The organism is Pseudomonas sp. GW821-FHT03C07 (assembly GCF_059420925.1).
The window spans coordinates 358,550-380,275 of the sequence record NZ_JBWKUQ010000002.1 but is presented as its reverse complement, the minus strand read 5'-3'; the positions used below and the strand labels follow the sequence as shown (position 1 = coordinate 380,275).

Genomic DNA, 21,726 nt, shown 5'->3' with positions numbered 1-21,726 from the left:
CCCGCCTTTTTGACACCAGGCGGCATGGTAAAGAGCTGTCCCAGCCCTTGATTAGAGTGCTTTTCTTCGATTCACGTAGGGAAAATCCTCAGAAACAAACAGAAAAAACACCGGAGCCTGGCAGGCACATGAGCGCCAACGGGCTGAATGTCCGTTCGTCATTTTTTCTTGTCGCGCGCTTAAGATATATCTTAAGGTATATCTTAAGAAGACAGGAGAAAGAGAAATGAGAGAGGAACATCCCCACCATCGTCATCATCCGCGAGAACTCGGCGATGGCCATGACGGTTTCGAACGCCGCCCTGGTCGTGAACGTGGTGGCCGCGGCCCCCGGGTCTTCGCCCCCGGCGACCTGAAGCTGTTGCTGCTGGCGCTGATTGCCGAACAGCCCAGCCACGGCTACGACCTGATCCGCCAGATTGAAGGCATGTTCGACGGTGCCTACAGCCCGAGCCCTGGCGTGATCTACCCGACCCTGACCTTCCTCGAAGAAAGCGAATTGATCATCGGCGATGCAGCCGACGGGAAAAAGCGCTACGGCGTGACCGACGCCGGACGCCAGTCCCTGGTCGAACAGGCCGTGGCCCTCGATGGCGTGCGCATGCGCATCGATGTCAGCAAACGTTCGCTGCGCGGCCATGAACGGCCGTTGGAAATCCACGAAGCGGTGCACAACCTGCGCCACGCCCTGCAACTGCACAACGGCCGCTGGAGCCAGGAAGAAATCCTGCGGGTTCGCGACCTGCTGAACAACACCGCCAAGGCCATCGTTGATGGGCCTGTATCAGCCCCATCCTGCTCGGAGCAACCGGAATGAATGCAGTCAATCAACCAGGGATTCACCGTGTCATGCACGAGATCAAGCGCCGGCGCCTGGAAGTGCTGCGGGTGGTCGACCTGACGCCGCGCATGCGCCGCATCACCCTGGGCGGGCCGGAGCTGGCGGGCTTTATCAGCCTGGGCACGGACGACCATGTGAAAGTATTTTTCCCACAGAACGCCGCCGAACAGGCCGCGCTGGACACCATGGTACTGGGGGCCAAGGACAATGGCCCGCTGCCGGCCATGCGTGACTACACCCCACGGCGTTATGACCTGGAAAGCGCTGAACTGGATATCGACTTCGTTCTCCACGGCGACGGTCCCGCCGCGACTTGGGCGGCCCAGGCCGCGCCCGGTCAGTGCCTCACTATCGCCGGCCCGCGGGGTTCGATGGTGGTGCCGGATATCTTCGACAGCTACCTGCTGATCGGCGACGAAACCGCGCTGCCGGCGATTGCCCGACGCCTGGAAGGCCTGGCGGCCAATCGCCGGGTGCGGGTGGTAATCGAGGTGGAGAATGCGGCGGAGCAGCAAGTGCTGCAGAGTCCGGCGCAGGTCGAGGTGACCTGGGTGCGGCGCGATATGCCGGAGCAGGATCTGCTGCACACCGTCGAACAGCTGAGCATCCCCGAGGGCAGCCTGTACGCCTGGGTCGCGACCGAAGCGGCGCTGTCACGCAAGATCCGCAAGGTGTTGCTTGGCAGCCATGGTTTGAACGAGGAATGCCTCAAGGCGGTCGGCTACTGGAAACTGGACGACAGCACCGAGGAATGATTCGTCGGTAGGGAGGGCCTCTTCGCGGGCAAGCTCCGCTCCCACAATAAGGTTGTGTCGTATGCAAAATCGGTGAACGACACAACATTGTGGAGCGGAGCTTGTCGGGACGCCGCACCGCCGCGAAAGCGTCAGTCCAGACACCACCGCGCTACCTGCCGCTCCGCCATCGATCCAGCGCAATCAACACACCCGACACCAGCAAAAACCCCAGCAGAATCTGCCCGGCATGGATAAACACCTGTGGATAACCCAACTTATCCACATCGAAAAAAGGATACGGATACACCCCGATCAGATGCCCGCGCAATAGCACATAGGCTAAATAGACTATGGGGTAGAGCGCCCAGGGCAACCCATTCCACAGCCGCAAGGTGCCCTTCTTCACGCAACACCACCAATAGACCACAAACAACAGCGGCATCACGTCGTGCAGCAACTCATCGGCCAGCCATTGAAACCCCTGGGGATGCCACAGATGGCGTAGCAGCAGGTTGTAGGCCAGCCCGACCACGACGATGCTCGCCGTCACGCCAGTCTGCACCGTCGGTTTGAGAAACCAGCGCCTGCCCGCTGAGTCCCGGGCGGTCACCGCGCAGGTCAGCACCGTCGCTGCCAGGGTATTGGTCAGCACCGTGAAAAAACTGAAAAAGGTCACCAGCCCGCCGATCAGGCTGGCCTCCACCTGCCAACGAAAAATCAGCAGCAGGTACATCTGAATCGCCAGCCCGCTCCAGCCCAGCAGCGCCGCGCCCAACAGCAGGATCCAAGACCCGCCACCCGAGGTTTCGACAGCGCCGTGCATCGCTCCGGTTCCCGCGCTCACAGCTCGCGCTTGGTACGCGCCAGCTTGATATAGAGGGCCTCGACCTTCTCCCGCGCCCAGGGCGTCTTGCGCAGGAAGGTCAGGCTCGACTTGATGCTCGGGTCACTCTTGAAGCAACGGATATCGATGCGTTGCGCCAACCCTTCCCATTCGTAATGGGCCACCAGGGCATTGAGAATCTGCTCCAGGGTCACGCCATGCAAAGGGTTGTTGTTCGATGCCGTCATGCCAGGCCTTCAGGTCAGGAAATGGAAGAAGCCGCGCACCTTAGCCGAGCCTTGGGGCGGGGGGAAGAGCCACGGGCGAAGACAAACCGTCCAGTGCCTGGGATAAGTGTAGGACCACTCTGAGTTTTCCATCCAACGGCACCCAGGTACCGACAGGATCAACCGCTCAGCGCTTGCCTTTCCACCGATCCACGGCAATCACCACCAGTGAAATCACCACAAACGCCACCAGTACCATCACGGCATTGATAAACACCTGTGGATAACCCAGCGTGTCCACTTCGATAAAGGGATAGGGGTAGGTGCCGACAAAATAGCCACGCACCAGAGCGTAGATGAAATAGACCAGCGGATAGATCAGCCACGGCCACACATTGCTCCCATGCAAGGTGCCCTTGGGCACGCAGAACCACCAATAGAGCACAAACAGCACCGGCATCACATCGTGCAGCAACTCGTCGGCCACCCACTGCAGGCCCTGGGGGTTCCACGTATGGCGCAGCAGCAGGTTGTACGCCAGCCCAACCAGCACGATGGCGGCGACCACACCGCCCTGAACCGAGGGTTTGAGAAAGAAACGCCGCAGTACCGAATCCCCCGACGTCGCCGCGCAGGTCAGCACCAACGCCACCAGGATATTGGTCAGCACCGTGAAGTAACTGAAGAAAATGTCCACCCCGCCCAACAAGCTCTTGTCGCCTTGCCAGCGCGACATCAGGATCAGGTAGAGCTGGAGGATCAGGGCAAACCAGCCCAGCACTGCCGCGATCTTCACCGCAATCCCGCCCCCACTTTGCGTTAACACCATTCCGTCGCTCATGACCTGGTTCCTGGCTACGCGGCACCTGCGACGGCAAAGCCCCATGGTTGAGTGCTTATGAAACAGGTGGCCTGTTGAGCAAGACCCTAGAAGAACCCGGGACAAGACTCTACTGTCAGAAATGACAGTCCTGACCAACGGTCGTCGCAGCTTAACGCCAGTCGATATAAGCGCATCAGGGGGTCTGCTTCAGCACCATCAGCGAGTAGCTGGAAGTGTCGACCTCAAGAACACCGCTGAGCGCTGGCTCAGGGCCTGGCCTGGACTCGGTTTCGCCGAAAGTCCAGTCCAACACACCACCGTGTTTCAGCGCCACCACCCGTTTCGCGCGAATGGCCACGTCGCTTACGTCAGACCTTGCCTGCTTCGGCACCGGGACCATGACAGCCCCACCTTCGTGGTGCCAGGCCAAGACCTCCCCCCCTCTGATCACAACCCAGCGGGCATAGTCGTTGTCGATGGCGCTGACCCGAGACTGCGCCTGGTCTGGCGTGTCCATCAGGCGGGTGGTACCGGCGGCCCAGGTAAGCACCCGACCGTGCTCAGTCAGGGCCATCGCCTGCCCCCCGAGATACCAGTCGATGGAGATAGCCCTGATACCTGACCGAGCCTCCTGCGGGACCGGCGTGAGGAACGGCGTATCAATCTCCCAGAGCAGGACCTCTCCCTGTTTGAGTGCCATGGCCCAGGTACCGTTGGTGGCGATCTCCGTAACCCCCGACTTCGCAGCCTCCGGTACCGTCAGCAATCCGGTGAAAGCCGGATAGTCCCGCCAGGAGAGGACCTCTCCGGCCTTCAGTGCCAACGAGTTCGCCCGTGTGGGAAATTCGTTATACCCATTGGCGATGGCGGTGACGCCGGACTTCGCCTCCAGCGGAACAGGAGTCAAGGTGGTACTACCGTTGCCATCCCAAGACAGCACCTCACCGTCTTTAAGGGCCAGCAACATACCGATCGAATTCGTGGTCATGGCTGAGACCCCGGAGCTTACTTGCTCCGGCATCCGCATTTCGACACCGTCGTTCCACCACACCAAGACCTGTCCGGTAGGCTGCTGTTTCATCGATTTGCTCATGGCTTGGGTTCCTCGCTATATCGGCACCTGCGACGGCAAAGCCCCATGGTTGAGTACTTATGAAACAGGCGGCCTGTTGAGCAAGACCCTAGAAGAACCCGGGACAAGACTCTACTGTCAGAAATGACAGTCCTGACCAACGGTTGTCGCTGTTCACAGCCTGCCGCGCCAGCGATCCACGGCAATCAGCATCAGAGACACCAGCACGAATCCGAGCAGTACCGCTCCGGCATTGATAAACACCTGGGGATAACCGAGCGTGTCCACTTCGATGAAGGAATAAGGGTAGGAATCGATCAGCCGTCCACGCACCAGAATACAAACGAAGTAGATCAGCAGATAAATCACCCAGGGGAGCATATGCCGCCATTGCAGCCGCCCCTTGGTCACACAGAACCACCAGTAGAGTAAAAACAGCACGGGCATCACGTCGTGCATCAACTCATCAGGTACCCACTCGAAGTCCTGGGCGCTCCACGGAACGCGCAACAACAGGTTGTACACCAGCGCGACCAGCACCACGCTGACTGACACGCCGCCCTGAACCGAGGGACTGAGAAAGAAACGATGCGCCGCCGAATCCCCCAATGTCGCCGCGCAGGTCAGCACCAGCGCCACCAGGATATTGCTCAGCACCGTAAAATAACTGAAGAAGACGTCCAGTCCGCCCAACAAGCTCCCAGCGGCCTGACAGTTCTGGTAGAGCTGGATGCCCAATGCCACCCATCCCAGAAGTGCCGCCGCCTTCAGGGAGACTCCACGCCAGCCTTGTGTCAAAACCCGGTCACTGTCCATGACCTTGGCTCCTGACTCTCTCAACTAGAGCATAGCCGTGTATTAACGGTTCCTGAAAACGGTCAATGGATCACCACCGAATGCGACTTTGCTCTTTCATTTGTATGAAGTTTCCTAGAAAATTCTGACCGCTTGCGCCTGCCAAAACACGTGGCTAGTCTTCGTTCGTCACTGCCAATTCAGTGATCGGGTTTAGTCGCCCACTGTGAGTTAAGGCGCATAGCGCCATCGTCCTGTTCAGGCGCTTTTTTGTTGCCTGCACTTTATGGTGGCTGTGCGCAGGGCGCCCTCGGGCGCGCCGGTTTCTTAGCTCGCCGGTCGACTAACCTGCGTACAGCTGCCACCTTCATCGTTTAGTCGCGACTCGGTAGCAGCTCAACCCATGTTGAGAGAGCTAGACCCATGTCGAAGATTACCCCCGATCCCCCCATCAACCCACTGTACAAACACGACAAGACCACCGACCGGGTATTCGCCCATTACAACCTGCCACCGGTTGAACCGCCCGAACCTTACAAGCTGCCGGAAAGCCTGTACCAGATCCGTGCGGATGTGCGCTCGGAAGAGTCGTTGACCACTGCCTACGAGTTGCTGGAGTCGGCCGCCGCGACGGCCTATGAATCCGTGGAAAACCTGAGCGGTGCCAATCGCAAGGTAGTACTCGGCGTGGTGCATCTGATCGAGTTGGCGAAGGCGTTGGTGGATTCGGCGTTGAATGAGCGCGGGGGACAACACCCATAAGTTTTGCGGCGCCTGGACGGACGCCTTCGCGGGCAAGCACCGCTCCCACAGTATTTGAGTCGAGCCTAGATGTTGTGCACGACACAAAACCTAATTTTGAGTCGAGCCTAGATGTTGTGCATGACACAAAATCTAATTTTGAGTCGAGCCTAGATATTGTGCACAACACAAAACCTAATTTTGAGTCGAGCCTAGATGTTGTGCATGACACAAAACCTAATTTTGAGTCGAGCCTAGATGTTGTGCATGACACAAAACCTAATTTTGAGTCGAGCCTAGATATTGTGCACAACACAAAACCTAATTTTGAGTCGAGCCTAGATATTGTGCACAACACAAAACCTAATTTTGAGTCGAGCCTAGATATTGTGTGCACAACACAAAACTTAATGTGGGAGCGGTGCTTGCCCGCGAAGAGGCCAGTAGCCGTTATGAAAATACTCAAGCGCCCCAGGGGCAACACCAAACCGCCGCGATTCAGCCTAATGCTGAATAACCTCACCCCGCAGCAGCGCCAACCGCGCAATCAGCCGATTCTGCACCGGCACCGGAATACCCTGGGCATCCATCGCCGCGATCAGGTCTTCCACCAGCGCATTGAAATCGCTGCGGCTGATGTTCTTGCCTTTGTGGCTCTCGGCCATGCTATCGCCGCTGTACACACAGGGCCCACCCGCCTGCACGCAGAACTGCTCGACCAACTTGTCCCGCAAGCGCTGGATATCGATCTTGCGAAAACGCTCGACGATCCGCGGATCCCGGGCAATGTTCAGCAGCATGCCTTCGACAATCCGGGTAATCCCCACCCGCTCGCCCAGGTCGCGATAAAGGCGGTCATCCTTGGGCGGCTGCTGGGCACAACCGACCAGCAGGAGGACGACCACCAGCAGTTTCAGAGCCCCCATCAGAAACTCCCCTGCACGGACAGATAGCTGCCGTTCTGGTTATCCAGGGTCGCGATTTCTCCAAGCCGAGCGTAAGCCAGTACAAAGGACACATGTTTGTTAGGAAAGTAGCCGACAAACAGGTCAACCCAATCGCTCTCAGCGGAAAACGACAGATTGTCCGGTTTCTGCCGATATTCCACGCCCAGGGCCCAACGCGGGTTGAACAACACCGCCACCGAGCCTTCCTTGAGCACGCTGCGAGTATCACGACGATCACCGCCGAAACCCATCAGCCCCAGTTCGTTGGCCCGGCTGTAGCGCACGCCGCCGTTGAGCAGCAGGTTGTAGCCGAACGCCGCGCCCATGAACAGGCGACTGGCGCTCAGGTAGCCCTCAACGTCCTGGTCGCGCTTGGCACCCACCCGTTGGGGAATATCGAAGTTGGTTTGATGCTTGTATTCCAGCCCCAGGGACACCTGGGGCAACGGGTCGTAAATCAGATCACCGAACAAGCGCACCTTCAAGCCGAGGATGTCCTGGCCCAGATGATCCTGCGGCAGGCTCAGCTTGCTGACCAGCGAACCCAGCTCGAGACGCTGGCGGGCAAAGGACACTTCCACGCGGTTGTCGTAGGACGCCGCAACCCCGGCCACATCAAGCCGATAATCCGGGACATTGACCGTGGTCGCGAACGCGGTGGCACTCCACTCGTTCTGTTCACCGTAGCCGGTCAACACCGCCCAGGGCGTGATACCGCCGCCCGCCGGGCCTTCGAGGCTGCTGGCCCCGCCCGTGGCGATCAAACGGCCGTTGTCGGCCAGGACCGGTTGCCCCCCCAGGCAGACCAAGCCACAGAGCAAAACAGGTAACCGCTTCATGGCAGTCAACGAACCATAACGGACGGGGAGCCCAAAGGTAAGGCAACCCAGGCCTCGAACGCCGCCGCGGTCAACGGACGGCTGATCAGGTAACCCTGGGCGGTGTCGCAGTGCCAGCGCTCCAGCAAACGCAGACTGTGTGCATATTCAACGCCCTCGGCGACCACCTTCAGCCCCAGGTTGTGGCTCATTTCGATGGTCGAGCGGACGATCACCGCGTCCTCGCTGGTTTCATCCAGGTCGCGGACGAAAGATTGGTCGATCTTCAGCTCCTGCACCGGCAGACGCTTGAGGTGCGCCAGAGATGAGTAACCGGTACCAAAGTCGTCCACCGACAGGCTGATGCCACACTCGCGCAGCCGGTGCAGAACCTTCAAGGCCTGCTCGGGCTCGCGCATCACCGCGCTTTCGGTGATCTCGAAAATCAATTGCTCGGCCGGCAGCCGGTACTGCTTGAGCAACGCCGAGACCCGGTCGGTCAGGTCGGGGCCGAGCAGGTCCTCTGCCGAAATATTCAACGACAGTTGCAGGTGCAGGCCACGCTGGTTCCACTCCGACAACTGCCGCACGCCCTCCTCGATCACCCAGTGGGTCAGGATCTGGATGCTGCCGGTACGTTCAGCCAGGACGATAAACTCTGCCGGTGAGACCATGCCGAATTGCGGATGCTGCCAGCGCAGCAGGGCTTCGGCCTGACGCACACGACCCTCGCGGATATCCAGCTTGGGCTGGTAATGCAGCAGCAACTCGCCGTTGGCCGCGGCATGGCGCAGGTCACGAATCAGCATGACTTGGCGACGGTGCGCCAGGTCGCGCCCCTGCTGGTAAATCTGGATGTGTCCCGGGATCTGTCCGGCGTCTTTCATGGCGATGGCGGCGCGACTGAGCAACTCCTCGGCCGCCAGGCCATCGCCCGGAAAGGCGGCAACCCCTATCCGGCAATCCAGGACCACGTCATGCCCGGCGATCCGCAGGGGCTTTAGCAACAGTTGCTGGAGATTATCCGCAGTGGCGACCGCACCGTCGCTGGCGGCATTCTGCAGCAACAGCAGGAACTCGCCGGCGATCAGGTGTGCCACGGTATCGCCGGCACGCAGGGCCCTCAGCAGCCGCTGGCCAACCTGCTGCAATACCAGGTCCACCGCGTCGGGCCCACCGGCTTCGTTGATCGCCCGCAGGTTGTCGATCTCCAGGTACACCAGGGCCACCGGACGCCCGGCGCTGATCGCACTGCCCAGGCGCTCCATGGCCAGCGCCCGGTTGGGCAGGCCGGTGAGCCCATCGTGCAAGGCATTGTGCGCCAGCTGCTGCTCGCGCTCGGCGATGCCGCTTTGCATGGAATTGAAGGCCGTGGCCAGCAGCCCCAGTTCGTCGCTACGCTTGAGCGGCACCGGTGTCTGGTAATCGCCCTGGCCGATACGCTCCGCCGCCTGGGCCAGCGCCCGCACCGGCTGCGACACACTGCGCGCCAGCAACAAGGCACCGGCCAGGGACGCCAACAGCGCGATCAGAGCGATAAACAGGATATTCTGGTCGAGCGGCGCGAACGCCTGCATCGCCGCATCCAGCGGGCTTTGCAACAACGCGATGACCTGGTTGTCATTTTCGTCGGCACCGCTGGCCAGCATCAGCGTCTTGCTGAGGAAGCTGTGCCGCTTGTATTCCGTCAGTTCCGGTAGGTGTTTGCTGGCGTTGGCGAGCATCAGTTGCTCAATGCTTTGCGCCATGGCCGGCGGCTGGGTGCTCACCAGTTGCCCGGGCTGCTGCCTGTCCACGGTCAGAAACGACACTTCCAGGTTGCTCAACGAACGCAGCTCGCGGGCAAACGCCGTGTCCATGGAAAAGCCCATCACCACCCGGGCAATCGGCAAGGGCGCCAGCACCGGCGCTTCCACCAGCAGGTGCGGCTTGCCCTGCAACGGCACGATCAGGTTCGACTGCTTGAGTCGCCGGGCCTCACGCAGGGCCTGGTCGTAGCGAAACTGCGAACCGTCGGGCACATCGGCCAGGGTGCTGGCCAGGACCTTGCCGTCCATGCTCAACAGGATCATGTCATTGGCGTTGATCCGCTTGCCGTGGTTGACCAGCACCGAACGGATGGTCGCCGAATCGCCGCTGGCCACCGCATCGCGAAAGCCGAAATCCGCCGCCAGCAGTTGCACGCCATCGCTCAGGCGCCGGCCCTGGACATCCAGCAAACGCTCGAAGACCCGGGTACCGAGCTGCAATTGCTCACTGGCCTGGCTGCGGATCGCGCTGTTGGTGGCCGCCTTGACGCTGAAATACAGCGCGCCGATCACCACCAGCAACAGCAGGATCAGGACGCAGGCGACCTGCGCCTGAAAGCTACTTCGCAGTTTCACTGACAGCTTTATTGAAGGCATCGCCGAAAGCACTCGCAGCGGGCGCCGTGGGTTCGTCCGGCGACAGGGGTTGAATCGACAGACTGAAGCGTTGCTTCAGGCCCGTGGCGGACACATTAATTTCGCCCCCCGGCTGCGGCAGCCTATCGGCCACCTGGGGATGCCAGAGTGTCACGTGGTAGCGGCCGGCAGGCAGTTTGTCGAAGCGGATCAGGCCCTTTTCGTCACTGACCGCGAACCAGGGATCGTCGGTGACATAGACATAGCCAAGCATCCAGTCATGGATGTTGCAACCCAGCACCACGATACCCGGCTTGTCGAACAGCACCGGATCCGACGGTGTGCCTTCGTAAAGGCGCAGCTCAAAGCGCTTGGGCGCCGAGAAGGAATAGACCTGATGGCGAATATTGTCGCTGTTGGGGAACTTGATCCGGGTGCCGGTATGCACCGCCAGCACGTGGGGGTCGAACTCCTTGTTGCGCTGATCCATATCGGCCTTGAGGCTGTAGACCGGCGGCGCCGAGTCGCCTTGCAAGGTCACGACCGCGTTTGGCAAGGGCTTGCCGCCCTGGTCAAGCATCTCGACCTGGAAACCGGCGGCGGCGCTCAGGCTGCTCGACAACAGGCTCGTAACAAACAGAAATAATCCGATCAGCGAGGTTGGGCGAGCCATGCGGAAACTACTCATAGGTTCGTGAACGGGAGGGCCTAGCTTGGCATGAAAGCATTGCGCAAGTGCAGAGTAGCGGGCGTTGCACAGAAGATCACGTGGCAAATGGGCCATTAGCCACTATCCAGGTAAAACCGACGAATGGCCGCCAGGCCGGAAAAACCTCTACATAAAAGCTGTTTCGATACAACGCTCATCGATCAACTCTCGGCCGACTTTCGCAAAGCTATACCCCTCGACCATTGAAACCACCGGCGGCTCGCCCCATCTAACTGGCATATACCATTGTGCAGGTGCCCCATGAGCGAGCAGCAGGAATTCCCTGAACATCCGACCCTAGAGGCCGACACCGAACACACCCTTGACGACGCCCACGCCACGAGTGCCGCCGGCACCGGCCTGGCACTGCCCGGGCAGAACCTGCCGGACAAGGTCTATATCATCCCGATCCATAACCGCCCGTTCTTCCCGGCCCAGGTGCTGCCGGTGATCGTCAATGAAGAACCCTGGGCCGAGACTCTGGAACTGGTGAGCAAGTCCGATCACCACTCCCTGGCGCTGTTCTTCATGGACACACCCAGCGAAGACACCCGCCATTTCGACACCAAGGCCCTGCCCGAGTACGGCACCCTGGTGAAGGTCCACCATGCCAGTCGCGAAGGCGGCAAGTTGCAGTTTGTCGCCCAGGGCCTGACCCGGGTGCGCATCCGCACCTGGCTCAAGCACCACCGCCCGCCGTACCTGGTGGAAGTCGAGTACCCGCACCAGCCGAGCGAGCCGACCGACGAGGTCAAGGCCTACGGCATGGCGCTGATCAATGCGATCAAGGAGCTGTTGCCGCTCAATCCGCTGTACAGCGAAGAACTGAAGAATTATCTCAACCGCTTCAGCCCCAACGACCCGTCGCCGCTGACCGACTTCGCCGCCGCCCTCACTTCCGCCACCGGTAACGAGTTGCAGGAAGTGCTCGACTGCGTGCCGATGCTCAAGCGCATGGAAAAAGTCCTGCCGATGCTGCGCAAGGAGGTCGAAGTCGCGCGGCTGCAAAAAGAAATCTCCGCCGAGGTGAACCGCAAGATCGGCGAGCACCAGCGCGAGTTCTTCCTCAAGGAGCAGCTCAAGGTCATCCAGCAGGAGCTGGGGCTGACCAAGGATGACCGCAGCGCCGATATCGAACAGTTCGAACAGCGCTTGCAGGGCAAAGTCCTGCCGGCCCAGGCGCAAAAGCGCATGACCGAAGAAATGAGCAAGCTGTCGATCCTCGAGACCGGCTCGCCGGAATACGCCGTCACCCGCAATTACCTGGAATGGGCCACCGCCCTGCCCTGGGGCGTGTATGGCGAAGACAAGCTCGACCTCAAGCATGCGCGCAAGGTGCTCGACCAGCACCACGCCGGCCTGGATGACATCAAGGCGCGGATCCTCGAATTCCTCGCGGTCGGTGCCTATAAAGGCGAGATCAGCGGTTCCATCGTCCTGCTGGTGGGCCCGCCGGGGGTGGGCAAGACCAGCGTTGGCAAATCCATCGCTGAATCCCTCGGGCGGCCGTTCTATCGCTTCAGCGTCGGCGGTATGCGCGACGAAGCGGAGATCAAGGGTCATCGGCGCACCTATATCGGTGCCCAGCCGGGCAAGCTGGTGCAGGCCTTGAAAGAGGTCGAGGTGATGAACCCGGTGATCATGCTCGACGAAATCGACAAGATGGGCCAGAGCTTCCAGGGCGACCCGGCGTCGGCGCTGCTGGAAACCCTCGACCCGGAACAGAACGTGGATTTCCTCGACCACTACCTGGACCTGCGCCTGGACCTGTCGAAGGTGCTGTTCATCTGCACCGCCAACACCCTGGACTCGATCCCCGGTCCATTGCTGGACCGGATGGAAGTGATTCGCCTGTCGGGCTATATCACCGAGGAAAAAATCGCCATCGCCAAGCGCCACCTGTGGCCCAAGCAGTTGGAAAAGGCCGGCGTCAATAAAAACCGCCTGAGTATCAGCGACGGTGCCTTGCGCGCGGTAATCGACGGTTACGCCCGGGAAGCCGGGGTCCGTCAGTTGGAGAAGCAGTTGGGCAAACTGGTGCGCAAGGCCGTGGTCAAGTTGCTGGACGCGCCGGACACGGCGATCAAGATCGGCAACAAGGATCTCGAAGCCTCGCTGGGCATGCCGGTATTCCGTAATGAGCAGGTGCTCTCCGGGGTGGGGGTAATTACTGGCCTGGCCTGGACCAGCATGGGCGGCGCCACCTTGCCGATTGAGGCGACCCGCATCCATACGCTCAACCGTGGTTTCAAACTCACCGGGCAGTTGGGTGAAGTGATGAAGGAATCGGCGGAGATCGCTTATAGCTACGTCAGCTCGCACCTCAAGCAGTTCGGTGGCGATCCGGAGTTTTTCGACAAGGCCTTTGTGCATCTGCATGTGCCAGAAGGCGCGACGCCGAAAGACGGCCCCAGCGCCGGGGTGACCATGGCCAGCGCGCTGCTGTCCCTGGCGCGCAACCAGCCGCCGAAAAAGGGCGTGGCCATGACCGGCGAGCTGACCCTGACCGGGCATGTGCTGCCGATTGGCGGGGTGCGGGAAAAGGTGATTGCGGCGCGGCGGCAGAAACTGTTCGAGCTGATCCTGCCGGAAGCCAACCGTGGCCATTTCGAGGAGTTGCCGGATTACCTGAAGGACGGCATCACGGTGCACTTCGCCAAGCGTTTCTCGGATGCGGCGAAGATTTTGTTCTAAACAATCGGAGCGGGGATTTCCCGCGAAGCTTTTGGCGGCAAGCACCTCCCCTACAGGACAGTATTCAGTCTTGATTCACAGGCATTAGTGCAACGCCAGCGTCACAGGTTATGCTCGGTCATCGCTGTAATAACTGGAGACACTATGACCCCGACTCGCCTGCTGCTGCCGTTAAGCCTCGCCTTGCTCGCCGCCTGTGCCCAGCAACCGCGGCAGAACCTGACGCTGGAAAAACAAAGTGACTGCCCGATGCAACTCAAGACCGGGCAGAACATGATCCTCAGCCTGCCCAGCAACCCCACCACCGGCTATCGCTGGGCCATCCAGGATTCGGCCGGCGGCGTGCTGAAAAGCCTCGGCCCGGAGGTCTATCACAATCCGGATGACAACGGCCTGGTGGGCAGCGGCGGGCAATCGACCTGGCGCTTCCAGGCCTTCGCCGTCGGCACCGGGCGCTTGCGCCTGACCTACCAGCAACCCTGGGAACCGGAAGCCACGCCGGCACAAAGTTTCGACTGCCCGATCACGGTGAACTGACATGCCTTGGCTGATCCTCGCGCTGATGGGCGCTGCCGCGTTCCTCTACGGCGTGAGCATCGAGCTGCCGATGCTGTGCCTGCTGACCAAACCGGTGCCGGTGCTGGTCCTGCTCGGCTGGTTGCACGATGCCCCGGTGACCGAGTATCGCCGCTGGATCGGCCTGGGCCTGATCTTTTCCCTGCTCGGCGATGTGCTGCTGGCCTGGCCGGGCGACCTGTTCGTGTTCGGCCTGGGCGCGTTCCTCGTCGCGCACCTGGCTTACCTCAAGGCTTACCTGGGCGACTGCCGTCGGCTCGCGCCGCTGCCCTTGTTGCTGGCCCTGCTGATCGGCGCCGGGTTGCTCGGCATCCTGATGTCCAAGGGCCTGGGCGACCTGCTGATCCCGGTCACGGTTTACGCACTGGCCATCAGCGCCATGCTCTGGCGCGCCCTGGCTCGCCTGGGCACCGATGTGCCCAAGCGCTCCGCGTTGTTGGCGGCCGCTGGCGCGCTGACCTTCGCCTTCTCCGACAGCCTGATCGGCATTGATCGCTTCGTGGTCAAGTTCGCCGCCGCGCCCTACCTGATCATCATTGCCTACTGGCTGGGGCAATGGGGCATTGCGGCCTCGGCCTTCAGCCAGAAGCCGCGCTGAACGCCGCCTACTCTTCTGCTCTTCCGCTCTTCCGCTCTTCTGCTCTTCCGCTCTTCCGCTCTTCTGTAGGAGCGAGCTTGCTCGCGATGAACGCAAGAGCACCACTGACTTCCAGATACCCCGCGTTATCGTTGACGTCCATCGCGAGCAAGCTCGCGCCTACAGTTTTAGTTTTCGGGGCGTGCAGGCTTGGCGTTTTATCCGACAAAGCGCGCATCGCAGCGCCAACTTGGCTAAAATGCCGGCCTTTTCAGCATCCGCCGGAACCGCCGTGAGCAAAGAACCCGATCGCCTTTTCGCCCAGCCCCTGGCCCAGGTGCCGGACTTCGCCTTCAACGAAGACGTGGTGCGGGTCTTCCCGGACATGATCAAGCGCTCGGTGCCCGGCTACCCGACCATCGTCGAGAACCTCGGCGTGCTGGCCGCGCAATTCGCCCAGCCGCACAGCGTGCTCTACGATCTGGGCAGTTCCCTCGGCGCGGTGACCCAGGCCCTGCGCCGCCATGTGCGCAGCGACGGTTGCAAGGTCATCGCGGTGGATAACTCCGCGGCCATGGTCGAGCGCTGCCGCCAGTACCTCAATGGCCAGGACTCGATGTTCCAGGAGCTGCTGCCGGTGGAAGTGATCGAGGGCGATATTCTCGCCCTGGAATTCCAGCCGGCCTCGGTGGTGGCGCTGAACTTCACCCTGCAATTCATCGCCCCCGAACAGCGCCAGGCCTTGCTCGGGCGTATCCGCCAGGCCTTGCTGCCCGGCGGCGCGCTGATCCTCTCGGAAAAACTGCGCTTCAATGACCTCGAGGAGCATGCGCTGCTTACCGACCTGCACGTCGCCTTCAAGCGCGCCAATGGCTACAGCGAACTGGAAATTGCCCAGAAACGTAGCGCCATCGAAAACGTCATGAAACCCGACAGCCTCGAAGAACACCGCGAACGCCTGCTGGCGGCGGGTTTCTCGAAAGTCGTGCCCTGGTTCCAATGCCTTAACTTTGCCTCGTTGATTGCCCTGCCATGATTGATCTCTCGCCCCTCGCCCGCCGCCTGGCGGGCACCCCGTTGGCCGAATGGGCCCAAGGCCTGCAAGCGCAACTCGATGCCCGCATGGAAAAAGGTCATGGCGACCTGGAACGCTGGCAGAGTGCGCTCGATGCGCTGCCGAAGATCCAGCCGACACAGGTCGACCTGCTGCATGGCCTGACCCTGGACACTGACTGCGACGCCGCCACCCGCGCGCAGATGCGCACGGCGCTGATGGGCTTGTGCCCGTGGCGCAAAGGCCCGTTCGATCTGTTCGGCGTGCATGTCGACACCGAATGGCGCTCGGACTGGAAATGGTCGCGGGTCGCCCCGCACCTGGACCTCAAGGGCAAGCGCATTCTCGATGTCGGTTGCGGCAACGGCTACTACATGTGGCGCATGCTCGGCGCCGGCGCGGACACGGTGATCGGCGTCGATCCGAACTGGCTGTTCTTCTGTCAGTTCCAGGCGGTACAGCGTTATTTGTCAGCGCCGTCGGCTTGGCATCTGCCGTTTCCTTTCGAAGACCTGCCGGCCGAGCTGGAAGGTTTCGACACGGTGTTTTCCATGGGCGTGTTCTACCATCGGCGCTCGCCCATCGAGCATTTGCTCGCGCTCAAGGACTGCCTGGTCAAGGGTGGCGAACTGGTGCTGGAGACCCTGGTGGTGGAAGGTGACGAGCATCAGGTGCTGATGCCCGAGGACCGTTATGCACAGATGCGCAATGTCTGGTTCCTGCCGTCGGTGCCGGCACTGGAGCGCTGGTTGCGGCGTGCCGGGTTCAGCGAGGTGCGCTGCGTCGATGTGAGCGTAACCACGGTGCAGGAGCAACGCGGGACCGAGTGGATGAAGTTTCAGTCGCTGAGCGATTTCCTCGATCCGGAGGATCACAGCAAGACTATTGAAGGGTTGCCGGCACCGATGCGGGCGGTGATTGTCGCTCGTAAGTAGGCGGTGTCAGGTCTGGCCTCTTCGCGGGCAAGCTCCGCTCCCACACTGAGTCTTGAGTCGTACACAAAGCTTGCGCACGGCCCTGAGCTCGTGGGAGCAGAACTTGTCGGGACGCCTCACCGCCGCGAAGAGGCCCTCAAGACAGGCACACACAACAGCCTTACTCAGGATTTGCTTCTGCGGGCCTTGAAGAACTCGCTGAGGATGGCCCCGCACTCCTCGGCCAGCACGCCGCCTTCGAACAACACCCGGTGATTGAGAAAGTCCTGGGTAAAGAACTGCCCCTGGCTCTGCACGATTCCAGCCTTGGGTTCCAGCGCGCCATAGACCACCCGCGCAATCCGCGAATGCACGATCAACCCGGCGCACATGCTGCACGGCTCCAGGGTCACGTATAGCGTACTGCCCGGCAGCCGGTAGTTATCGAGCGCCTGGGCGGCGGCACGGATGGCGACCATCTCGGCATGGGCACTCGGATCGCTGCCGCTGATCGGGCAATTGAAGCCGCGCCCAATGATCTCGCCATCCTGCACCAGCACCGCACCCACTGGCACCTCGCCCAGCAGCGCGCCCTCGGCGGCCAGCGCCAGGGCTTCACGCATGAAGTCCTGGTCGCGACTGCGGTCGATGATCGGCGCCGGCCGTATCTGACGCATCAAGCCACCTCGATGGCGGCCATCAGGCCGGTTTCCATATGGTCGATCACATGGCAATGGAACATCCACACCCCCGGGTTATCGGCGACCAACGCCAGCCGCACCCGCTCGTTCTTGCCCAGCAGGTAGGTGTCGGTGAAGTATGGCGTGATCGCCTTGCGGTTCGAGGCGATGACCTTGAAGCTCATGCCATGCAAGTGGATCGGGTGCTGATACTGGGTCATGTTCTTCAATTCGAAAATATAGCTCTTGCCCTTCACCAACTTGGCGATAGGCCGGTCGGCGCAAGTCTTGTCGGTGATGTCCCAGGCCTTGCCATTGATCTGCCAGAGACTCGGTGGCCGGCCATTATCGACGTTCACTGAAACCGAGCCAACCCATTCGAAATTGAAGTTGAGCTTTTGCGCATTCGCCAGGTCCGGCTCCGCCACCGGATTGGCCGGCAAGGCCTTCGGCCAGTCGCCCGGGGTGTCGCTGGCGGCCACTGAACGAAAGGTCGCCAGACGCACCGGGCCGTTGCGCAGAGACAGTTCTTCACCGGCCAGCGGCGCCTTGATCGCCAAGCAGATGCGCATGCCCGGCCCCAGCCAGTATTCCTTGCCCAACGGCCGCGGTTCGACCGGGTTGCCATCCAGCGCATAGATCCGCGCTTCGACACCGGGGATATTGAGGCGGTAGGTCAGGGTGTTGTCGAGGTTGAGCAGACGCACCCGGGTGATCTGCCCGGCCGGTAAGTCGACCACCGCTTGCGGCACGCCATTGACGGTCGACAGGCGCCCCGCCGTTCCGCCACGAGCGGCTTCACGGGGAATGCTGAAAGGCACGAAGGCCCCCGCTTCATCGACGTGCCAGCTTTTCAGGCTCAAGGTGCGTTCGTGCTGGAAACCGCTGGGCTCGCGTTCTTCGACGATCAGCGGACCGACCAGGCCGCGCCCCAGTTCTTCACTGCTGTTGACGTGGGGGTGATACCAGTAGCTGCCGGCGTCCGGGACGCGGAACTTGTAGTCGAAATACTCGCCAGGCAACACCGGCAGTTGCGACACGTAGGGCACGCCGTCCATTTCCAGCGGCAAGCGGATACCGTGCCAGTGAATGGTGGTGGCCACCGGCAGGTGGTTGATAAAACGCACCCGTAGCCACTCACCCTGGCGCACTCGCAATTCGGTGCCCGGCGCCGACGGGCCGAAGGCCCAGGCCGGGGTTTGATGCCCGGCCACCAGTTCGACATCCAGGGGCGCGGCGATCAGTTCATAGTCATGGCCGGCATCAGCGTCGGCCATTTTCCCCAACCAGTAACGCGATGCACCGCCGGCGCCAACGCCCACCACTGCAAGACCGGCCAGTCCACCGAGTATCTGTCGACGGGTAAAGGACATGAACGCAACCACCTCACCAATTCAGCCGCGCGCCAGGGCGCGCAAAAGGCGAATACGATACACCCGCAGTTGCGAAACCGTAAGAGAATCAGTCCAGGCCCAACAACAAATGGGTCACGCCACCGGCCAATATCATCACTCCGACGACACCCGCCGCCCGTAGCGCCGACTGATCGACCCGGGCACTGTCATTCAAGGCCACGCGCATACGTGTCAGTGCCACGCGCTGGTGGGACTTGAGATTGCCCTCGCCGCCCAGGGCCGCGACGATCTCCGGGCGCAACGCCTCTTCTCCCGTGGCAACCGGCGTACTTGGCTGATCCGCCACCAGGTCCGGTGTCAGGGCTTTCCAGAACGCCCGCTGAAATTTCTCGAACATGTTCAGTTCTCCAGGACCCGCGGCTGCAGCGCCGTGGTGTGTTGATGAGCGAGCAAGGCTTCACGCACCTGCCCGGCATTTTCCAGACCGAGAATCCGTTGCGCCAGGGCCTGGCACTCGAGCAACTCGACCTCGCGGACCGCCGCCTTGATCGCCGGAATCAGCGGCACGCTGACCGACAGTTCATCCACCCCCAGGCCCAGTAACACCGGCACCGCCAGCGCCTCGGAGGCCAGCGCGCCACACACGCTGACCGGCTTGCCATGGGCATGGGCGGCTTTCACGGTGGTGGCGATCAAACGCAATACCGCCGGGTGCAGGCTGTCGGCCTGGCTCGCCAGTTGCGGGTGATCACGGTCCATGGCCAGGGTGTATTGGGTCAGGTCATTGGTGCCGATGGAAAAGAAATCCACCTCGGCAGCGAACAGGTCGGCCATCAAGGCCGCCGCCGGCACTTCGATCATGATCCCCAGTTTCGGCAACGCCTTGAGGCCCAAGGCCAGGGCCTCATCCTCGAGGAACTGGCGCGCCTGCCGCAGCTCGGACAACTGGGTGATCATCGGCAGCATGATGTGCAGTTGCGTCAGCCCGGCACAGGCGAGAATCCCCCGCAATTGCTGACGCAGCAGTTCCGGGCGTTGCAGGCACAGGCGAATCCCGCGCATGCCGAGAAAAGGGTTGGCTTCACTGTCCATCGGCACGTAGGCCAGAGGCTTGTCGCCGCCGACGTCGAGGGTCCGTACCACCAGATTGCGCTGCGGTCCCAAGGCGCGGGCAATCGCCGAATACGTGGCAGCCTGCTCCTCGACACTCGGCGCGCTCTGGCGCTCCAGATAGAGAAACTCGGAACGCAGCAAACCGACCCCTTCTCCGCCCAGGGTCAACGACTGCTCCACCTCTTGCAACGAGGCGACGTTGGCGGTGACCTCGAAATGATGACCGTCACGGGTGCGCGCCGCCTCGGCCGCCTGTTCCGTCTCGCGCTGGTGACGCAGGCGTTGTTGCTGGCGCTTGACCAGCAGGCGCTGCACATCAGCCTCTTCCGGCATCAGGTGCAGGCGCCCGAGGTCGGCATCGAGCAGCACCTGGGTACCGGCGGGCACCTTCAGGACCTCGGCGGGCAAGCCGCAAAGGGCCGGCAAGCCGAACGCCCGGGCCAGGATCGCCACATGGCTGGTGGCGCCGCCACCGACGGTGACGAAGCCGAGGACCTTGCGCGTATCGAGTCCGGCCGTTTGCGACGGGGTCAGTTGCTCGGCAATCAGGATCGCGTCGTCCGGCAGTTCGCTGACCCGCTCCTGGACCCCGAGAATCAGCCGCAGGACCCGCTGGCCGACGTCCTTCAGATCCAGCGCGCGCTCGGCCAGCAAGCTGCTGCCCAGGCGTTCGAACAATGCGCAGGTATCCTCGGTGACCTGGCGCCAGGCGAACGCCGCGCTTTTACCCTGGCTGAGCAGTGCCTGGGCCTGCTCCAGCAGACTCGGGTCTTCCAGCAATTCCTGATGCGCACGAAAAATCTGCGCCTGGGCACTGCCCTCGGCGTTGTCCCGCAACAGCTGCAAGGCCTCGGTCGCCTGCTCCAGAGCCCGTTCGAGCGATGCGCGCTCATGGGGCTCATCGGCACCGAACTCCGCCACTTCCAGCCGCTGTTCGGCCACCTGCACGACCCGACCGAACGCCGATCCCGGCGACGCACAGACGCCGCGCAGCAAGGTCGGCGAAGACGCTTCGACCACCGCAGGAATATCGATCCTGGCCACCGGCTCGACCGCTTCGCCGCAGCCGTCGGCCAACAGTACCGCCAGTGCCTCGATGGCGGCCTGGGCATCCGCGCCCACCGCACTGACCTGCAACACGTCGCCACGCACCGTCTGCAGGGCCATGATCGCCACCAGGGACTTGGCGTTCGCGCTGTCCTGGCGGCGATGCACGACGATGCTCGCGGCAAAGCCCTTGGCCGCCTGCGCCAGCACCGCCGCCGGGCGGGCATGCAGGCCATTGGCATTGGGCAAGGTCACCGGACTTGAGAACAACGCCTCGCCTTCCTCTTCCAGCACCGGGCTCGCCGCCGCAGCGTTGTGCTCGATACGCAGCAGCGGCGCGCCGCTTTCAATCAAGCCACTGGCCGGTGCCAGCCGGGTGAATGTCTCGCCACTGACGACCAGCACCAGGGTCAGCAGGCTACGGGCGTGCAAGGCGATGTAGTCGACATCGAACTCGATCAGTGTCTGCCCGGCCGTCACCCGCTCGCCCTCGCGGACCCGGGCCGTGAAACCCTGGCCCTGCAGTTGCACGGTATCCAGGCCGATATGCATCAGCACCTGCACCCCCTGGTCGTCGGTAATGCTGATGGCATGGCCGCTGGCCTGGAGATTGCTCACCACCCCGGCCAAGGGTGCACAGAGCACCCCGGACGTCGGGTCGATGCACAGGCCGTCGCCGATCATGCGACTGGAGAACACCGGATCAGGCACCTGATCCAGCTCGATCAGCACCCCGGACAGGGGCGCGAGCAGTTCCAGGGAAGGGGTTGCGGTCATGACATCACCTTTATCATTGTTC

The 21,726-nt window shown here is 61.8% G+C and carries 21 protein-coding genes; 8 read left to right on the top strand and 13 right to left on the bottom strand.

The features are described 5' to 3' along the window. Window positions 1–226 precede the first annotated feature (226 nt). Both AC07VG_RS04980 and AC07VG_RS04975 read left to right on the top strand, forming a co-directional pair. On the top strand, window positions 227–817 hold the full coding sequence (locus tag AC07VG_RS04980) for a PadR family transcriptional regulator (protein ID WP_495000771.1): 591 nt from the start codon (window positions 227–229) through the stop codon (window positions 815–817). Then, window positions 814–1,596, top strand: a complete 783-nt coding sequence (locus AC07VG_RS04975; RefSeq protein ID WP_495000770.1) for a siderophore-interacting protein — start codon at window positions 814–816, stop codon at window positions 1,594–1,596. The genes AC07VG_RS04980 and AC07VG_RS04975 overlap by 4 nt, the downstream gene beginning before the upstream one ends. A 151-nt stretch (window positions 1,597–1,747) precedes the next feature. Here the strand turns inward: AC07VG_RS04975 and AC07VG_RS04970 are convergent, their stop codons facing one another. From AC07VG_RS04970 to AC07VG_RS04950, 5 genes are all read right to left on the bottom strand, one after another. Beyond that, window positions 1,748–2,401 (bottom strand): Pr6Pr family membrane protein, encoded by a 654-nt coding sequence (locus AC07VG_RS04970; RefSeq protein ID WP_495020600.1) that lies wholly within the window; start codon window positions 2,399–2,401, stop codon window positions 1,748–1,750. 17 nt (window positions 2,402–2,418) lie between these two features. After that, the gene (locus AC07VG_RS04965) at window positions 2,419–2,649 is read right to left on the bottom strand and encodes a VF530 family protein (protein ID WP_040070571.1); all 231 of its coding nucleotides are present in this window, start codon (window positions 2,647–2,649) and stop codon (window positions 2,419–2,421) included. 166 nt (window positions 2,650–2,815) lie between these two features. Beyond that, window positions 2,816–3,469, bottom strand: a complete 654-nt coding sequence (locus tag AC07VG_RS04960) for a Pr6Pr family membrane protein (RefSeq protein WP_495020599.1) — start codon at window positions 3,467–3,469, stop codon at window positions 2,816–2,818. Window positions 3,470–3,644: 175 nt separating this feature from the next. Further along, window positions 3,645–4,544: an RCC1 domain-containing protein gene (locus AC07VG_RS04955; protein WP_495020598.1), complete on the bottom strand. Its 900-nt coding sequence runs from the start codon at window positions 4,542–4,544 to the stop codon at window positions 3,645–3,647. A gap of 153 nt (window positions 4,545–4,697) precedes the next feature. Beyond that, complete coding sequence (locus AC07VG_RS04950) at window positions 4,698–5,339, bottom strand: Pr6Pr family membrane protein (RefSeq protein ID WP_495000767.1); 642 nt, start codon at window positions 5,337–5,339, stop codon at window positions 4,698–4,700. Window positions 5,340–5,741: 402 nt separating this feature from the next. On the opposite strand from AC07VG_RS04950, the gene AC07VG_RS04945 reads away from it, so the two are divergent. After that, window positions 5,742–6,080, top strand: a complete 339-nt coding sequence (locus AC07VG_RS04945) for a DUF6124 family protein (RefSeq protein WP_495020597.1) — start codon at window positions 5,742–5,744, stop codon at window positions 6,078–6,080. A gap of 482 nt (window positions 6,081–6,562) precedes the next feature. Here AC07VG_RS04945 and AC07VG_RS04940 read toward each other — a convergent pair whose 3' ends face one another. Genes AC07VG_RS04940 through AC07VG_RS04925 form a run of 4 tightly spaced genes read right to left on the bottom strand, consistent with a single transcriptional unit; the run spans window position 6,563 to window position 10,881 of the window. Next, window positions 6,563–6,985: a group I truncated hemoglobin gene (locus AC07VG_RS04940; protein ID WP_495000764.1), complete on the bottom strand. Its 423-nt coding sequence runs from the start codon at window positions 6,983–6,985 to the stop codon at window positions 6,563–6,565. Next, window positions 6,985–7,845, bottom strand: coding sequence for a DUF3034 family protein (locus AC07VG_RS04935; protein WP_495020596.1), 861 nt, complete (start codon window positions 7,843–7,845; stop codon window positions 6,985–6,987). Before AC07VG_RS04935 ends, AC07VG_RS04940 begins: the two co-directional genes overlap by 1 nt. A gap of 5 nt (window positions 7,846–7,850) precedes the next feature. Continuing rightward, a complete protein-coding gene (locus tag AC07VG_RS04930; protein ID WP_495000762.1) occupies window positions 7,851–10,208 on the bottom strand; it encodes a putative bifunctional diguanylate cyclase/phosphodiesterase in 2,358 nt (785 codons plus the stop codon). After that, entirely contained in the window at window positions 10,192–10,881 is a 690-nt protein-coding gene (locus AC07VG_RS04925) for a methylamine utilization protein (RefSeq protein WP_495000761.1), read from the bottom strand. The genes AC07VG_RS04930 and AC07VG_RS04925 overlap by 17 nt, the downstream gene beginning before the upstream one ends. 297 nt (window positions 10,882–11,178) lie before the next feature. Here AC07VG_RS04925 and lon point away from each other — a divergent pair, with 297 nt between their 5' ends. The 5 genes from lon (at window position 11,179) to cmoB (ending at window position 16,753) form a co-directional block, all read left to right on the top strand. Further along, window positions 11,179–13,611, top strand: a complete 2,433-nt coding sequence (lon, locus tag AC07VG_RS04920) for an endopeptidase La (RefSeq protein ID WP_495000760.1) — start codon at window positions 11,179–11,181, stop codon at window positions 13,609–13,611. 144 nt (window positions 13,612–13,755) lie between these two features. After that, a complete protein-coding gene (locus AC07VG_RS04915; RefSeq protein WP_495020595.1) occupies window positions 13,756–14,148 on the top strand; it encodes a protease inhibitor I42 family protein in 393 nt (130 codons plus the stop codon). 1 nt (window position 14,149) lies between these two features. Beyond that, entirely contained in the window at window positions 14,150–14,785 is a 636-nt protein-coding gene (locus tag AC07VG_RS04910) for a lysoplasmalogenase (protein ID WP_100944545.1), read from the top strand. A 238-nt stretch (window positions 14,786–15,023) separates the two neighbouring features. Beyond that, window positions 15,024–15,800 carry a carboxy-S-adenosyl-L-methionine synthase CmoA gene (cmoA, locus tag AC07VG_RS04905; protein WP_495000757.1) on the top strand — a complete coding sequence of 259 codons (777 nt, stop codon included), beginning with the start codon at window positions 15,024–15,026 and terminating at the stop codon, window positions 15,798–15,800. Continuing rightward, window positions 15,797–16,753 (top strand): tRNA 5-methoxyuridine(34)/uridine 5-oxyacetic acid(34) synthase CmoB, encoded by a 957-nt coding sequence (gene cmoB / locus AC07VG_RS04900; protein ID WP_495000756.1) that lies wholly within the window; start codon window positions 15,797–15,799, stop codon window positions 16,751–16,753. The genes cmoA and cmoB overlap by 4 nt, the downstream gene beginning before the upstream one ends. Window positions 16,754–16,917: 164 nt before the next feature. On the opposite strand, the gene tadA is transcribed toward cmoB, so the two are convergent. The 4 genes from tadA to ptsP form a co-directional block, all read right to left on the bottom strand. Then, complete coding sequence (gene tadA / locus AC07VG_RS04895; protein WP_495000755.1) at window positions 16,918–17,409, bottom strand: tRNA adenosine(34) deaminase TadA; 492 nt, start codon at window positions 17,407–17,409, stop codon at window positions 16,918–16,920. Next, window positions 17,409–18,785, bottom strand: a complete 1,377-nt coding sequence (locus tag AC07VG_RS04890) for a multicopper oxidase family protein (RefSeq protein WP_495020594.1) — start codon at window positions 18,783–18,785, stop codon at window positions 17,409–17,411. Before AC07VG_RS04890 ends, tadA begins: the two co-directional genes overlap by 1 nt. Before the next feature lie 88 nt (window positions 18,786–18,873). Further along, window positions 18,874–19,164: a PTS sugar transporter subunit IIB gene (locus AC07VG_RS04885; RefSeq protein ID WP_495000753.1), complete on the bottom strand. Its 291-nt coding sequence runs from the start codon at window positions 19,162–19,164 to the stop codon at window positions 18,874–18,876. A gap of 2 nt (window positions 19,165–19,166) precedes the next feature. Then, window positions 19,167–21,704 (bottom strand): phosphoenolpyruvate--protein phosphotransferase, encoded by a 2,538-nt coding sequence (gene ptsP / locus AC07VG_RS04880; RefSeq protein WP_495020593.1) that lies wholly within the window; start codon window positions 21,702–21,704, stop codon window positions 19,167–19,169. Window positions 21,705–21,726: the final 22 nt, after the last annotated feature.

Excerpts from the sequence above, each read along its gene's own strand:
- AC07VG_RS04945 (WP_495020597.1), top strand. The coding sequence starts at position 5,742 with ATGTCGAAGATTACCCCCGATCCCCCCATCAACCCACTGTACAAACAC.
- AC07VG_RS04980 (WP_495000771.1), top strand. The coding sequence starts at position 227 with ATGAGAGAGGAACATCCCCACCATCGTCATCATCCGCGAGAACTCGGC.
- cmoA (WP_495000757.1), top strand. The coding sequence starts at position 15,024 with ATGCCGGCCTTTTCAGCATCCGCCGGAACCGCCGTGAGCAAAGAACCC.
- AC07VG_RS04885 (WP_495000753.1), bottom strand. The coding sequence starts at position 19,164 with ATGTTCGAGAAATTTCAGCGGGCGTTCTGGAAAGCCCTGACACCGGAC.
- AC07VG_RS04940 (WP_495000764.1), bottom strand. The coding sequence starts at position 6,985 with ATGGGGGCTCTGAAACTGCTGGTGGTCGTCCTCCTGCTGGTCGGTTGT.
- AC07VG_RS04960 (WP_495020599.1), bottom strand. The coding sequence starts at position 3,469 with ATGAGCGACGGAATGGTGTTAACGCAAAGTGGGGGCGGGATTGCGGTG.
- tadA (WP_495000755.1), bottom strand. The coding sequence starts at position 17,409 with ATGCGTCAGATACGGCCGGCGCCGATCATCGACCGCAGTCGCGACCAG.
- AC07VG_RS04915 (WP_495020595.1), top strand. The coding sequence starts at position 13,756 with ATGACCCCGACTCGCCTGCTGCTGCCGTTAAGCCTCGCCTTGCTCGCC.
- AC07VG_RS04975 (WP_495000770.1), top strand. The coding sequence starts at position 814 with ATGAATGCAGTCAATCAACCAGGGATTCACCGTGTCATGCACGAGATC.
- AC07VG_RS04890 (WP_495020594.1), bottom strand. The coding sequence starts at position 18,785 with ATGTCCTTTACCCGTCGACAGATACTCGGTGGACTGGCCGGTCTTGCA.
- AC07VG_RS04925 (WP_495000761.1), bottom strand. The coding sequence starts at position 10,881 with ATGGCTCGCCCAACCTCGCTGATCGGATTATTTCTGTTTGTTACGAGC.
- AC07VG_RS04965 (WP_040070571.1), bottom strand. The coding sequence starts at position 2,649 with ATGACGGCATCGAACAACAACCCTTTGCATGGCGTGACCCTGGAGCAG.
- AC07VG_RS04935 (WP_495020596.1), bottom strand. The coding sequence starts at position 7,845 with ATGAAGCGGTTACCTGTTTTGCTCTGTGGCTTGGTCTGCCTGGGGGGG.
- ptsP (WP_495020593.1), bottom strand. The coding sequence starts at position 21,704 with ATGACCGCAACCCCTTCCCTGGAACTGCTCGCGCCCCTGTCCGGGGTG.
- AC07VG_RS04955 (WP_495020598.1), bottom strand. The coding sequence starts at position 4,544 with ATGAGCAAATCGATGAAACAGCAGCCTACCGGACAGGTCTTGGTGTGG.
- lon (WP_495000760.1), top strand. The coding sequence starts at position 11,179 with ATGAGCGAGCAGCAGGAATTCCCTGAACATCCGACCCTAGAGGCCGAC.
- AC07VG_RS04910 (WP_100944545.1), top strand. The coding sequence starts at position 14,150 with ATGCCTTGGCTGATCCTCGCGCTGATGGGCGCTGCCGCGTTCCTCTAC.
- AC07VG_RS04950 (WP_495000767.1), bottom strand. The coding sequence starts at position 5,339 with ATGGACAGTGACCGGGTTTTGACACAAGGCTGGCGTGGAGTCTCCCTG.
- AC07VG_RS04970 (WP_495020600.1), bottom strand. The coding sequence starts at position 2,401 with ATGCACGGCGCTGTCGAAACCTCGGGTGGCGGGTCTTGGATCCTGCTG.
- cmoB (WP_495000756.1), top strand. The coding sequence starts at position 15,797 with ATGATTGATCTCTCGCCCCTCGCCCGCCGCCTGGCGGGCACCCCGTTG.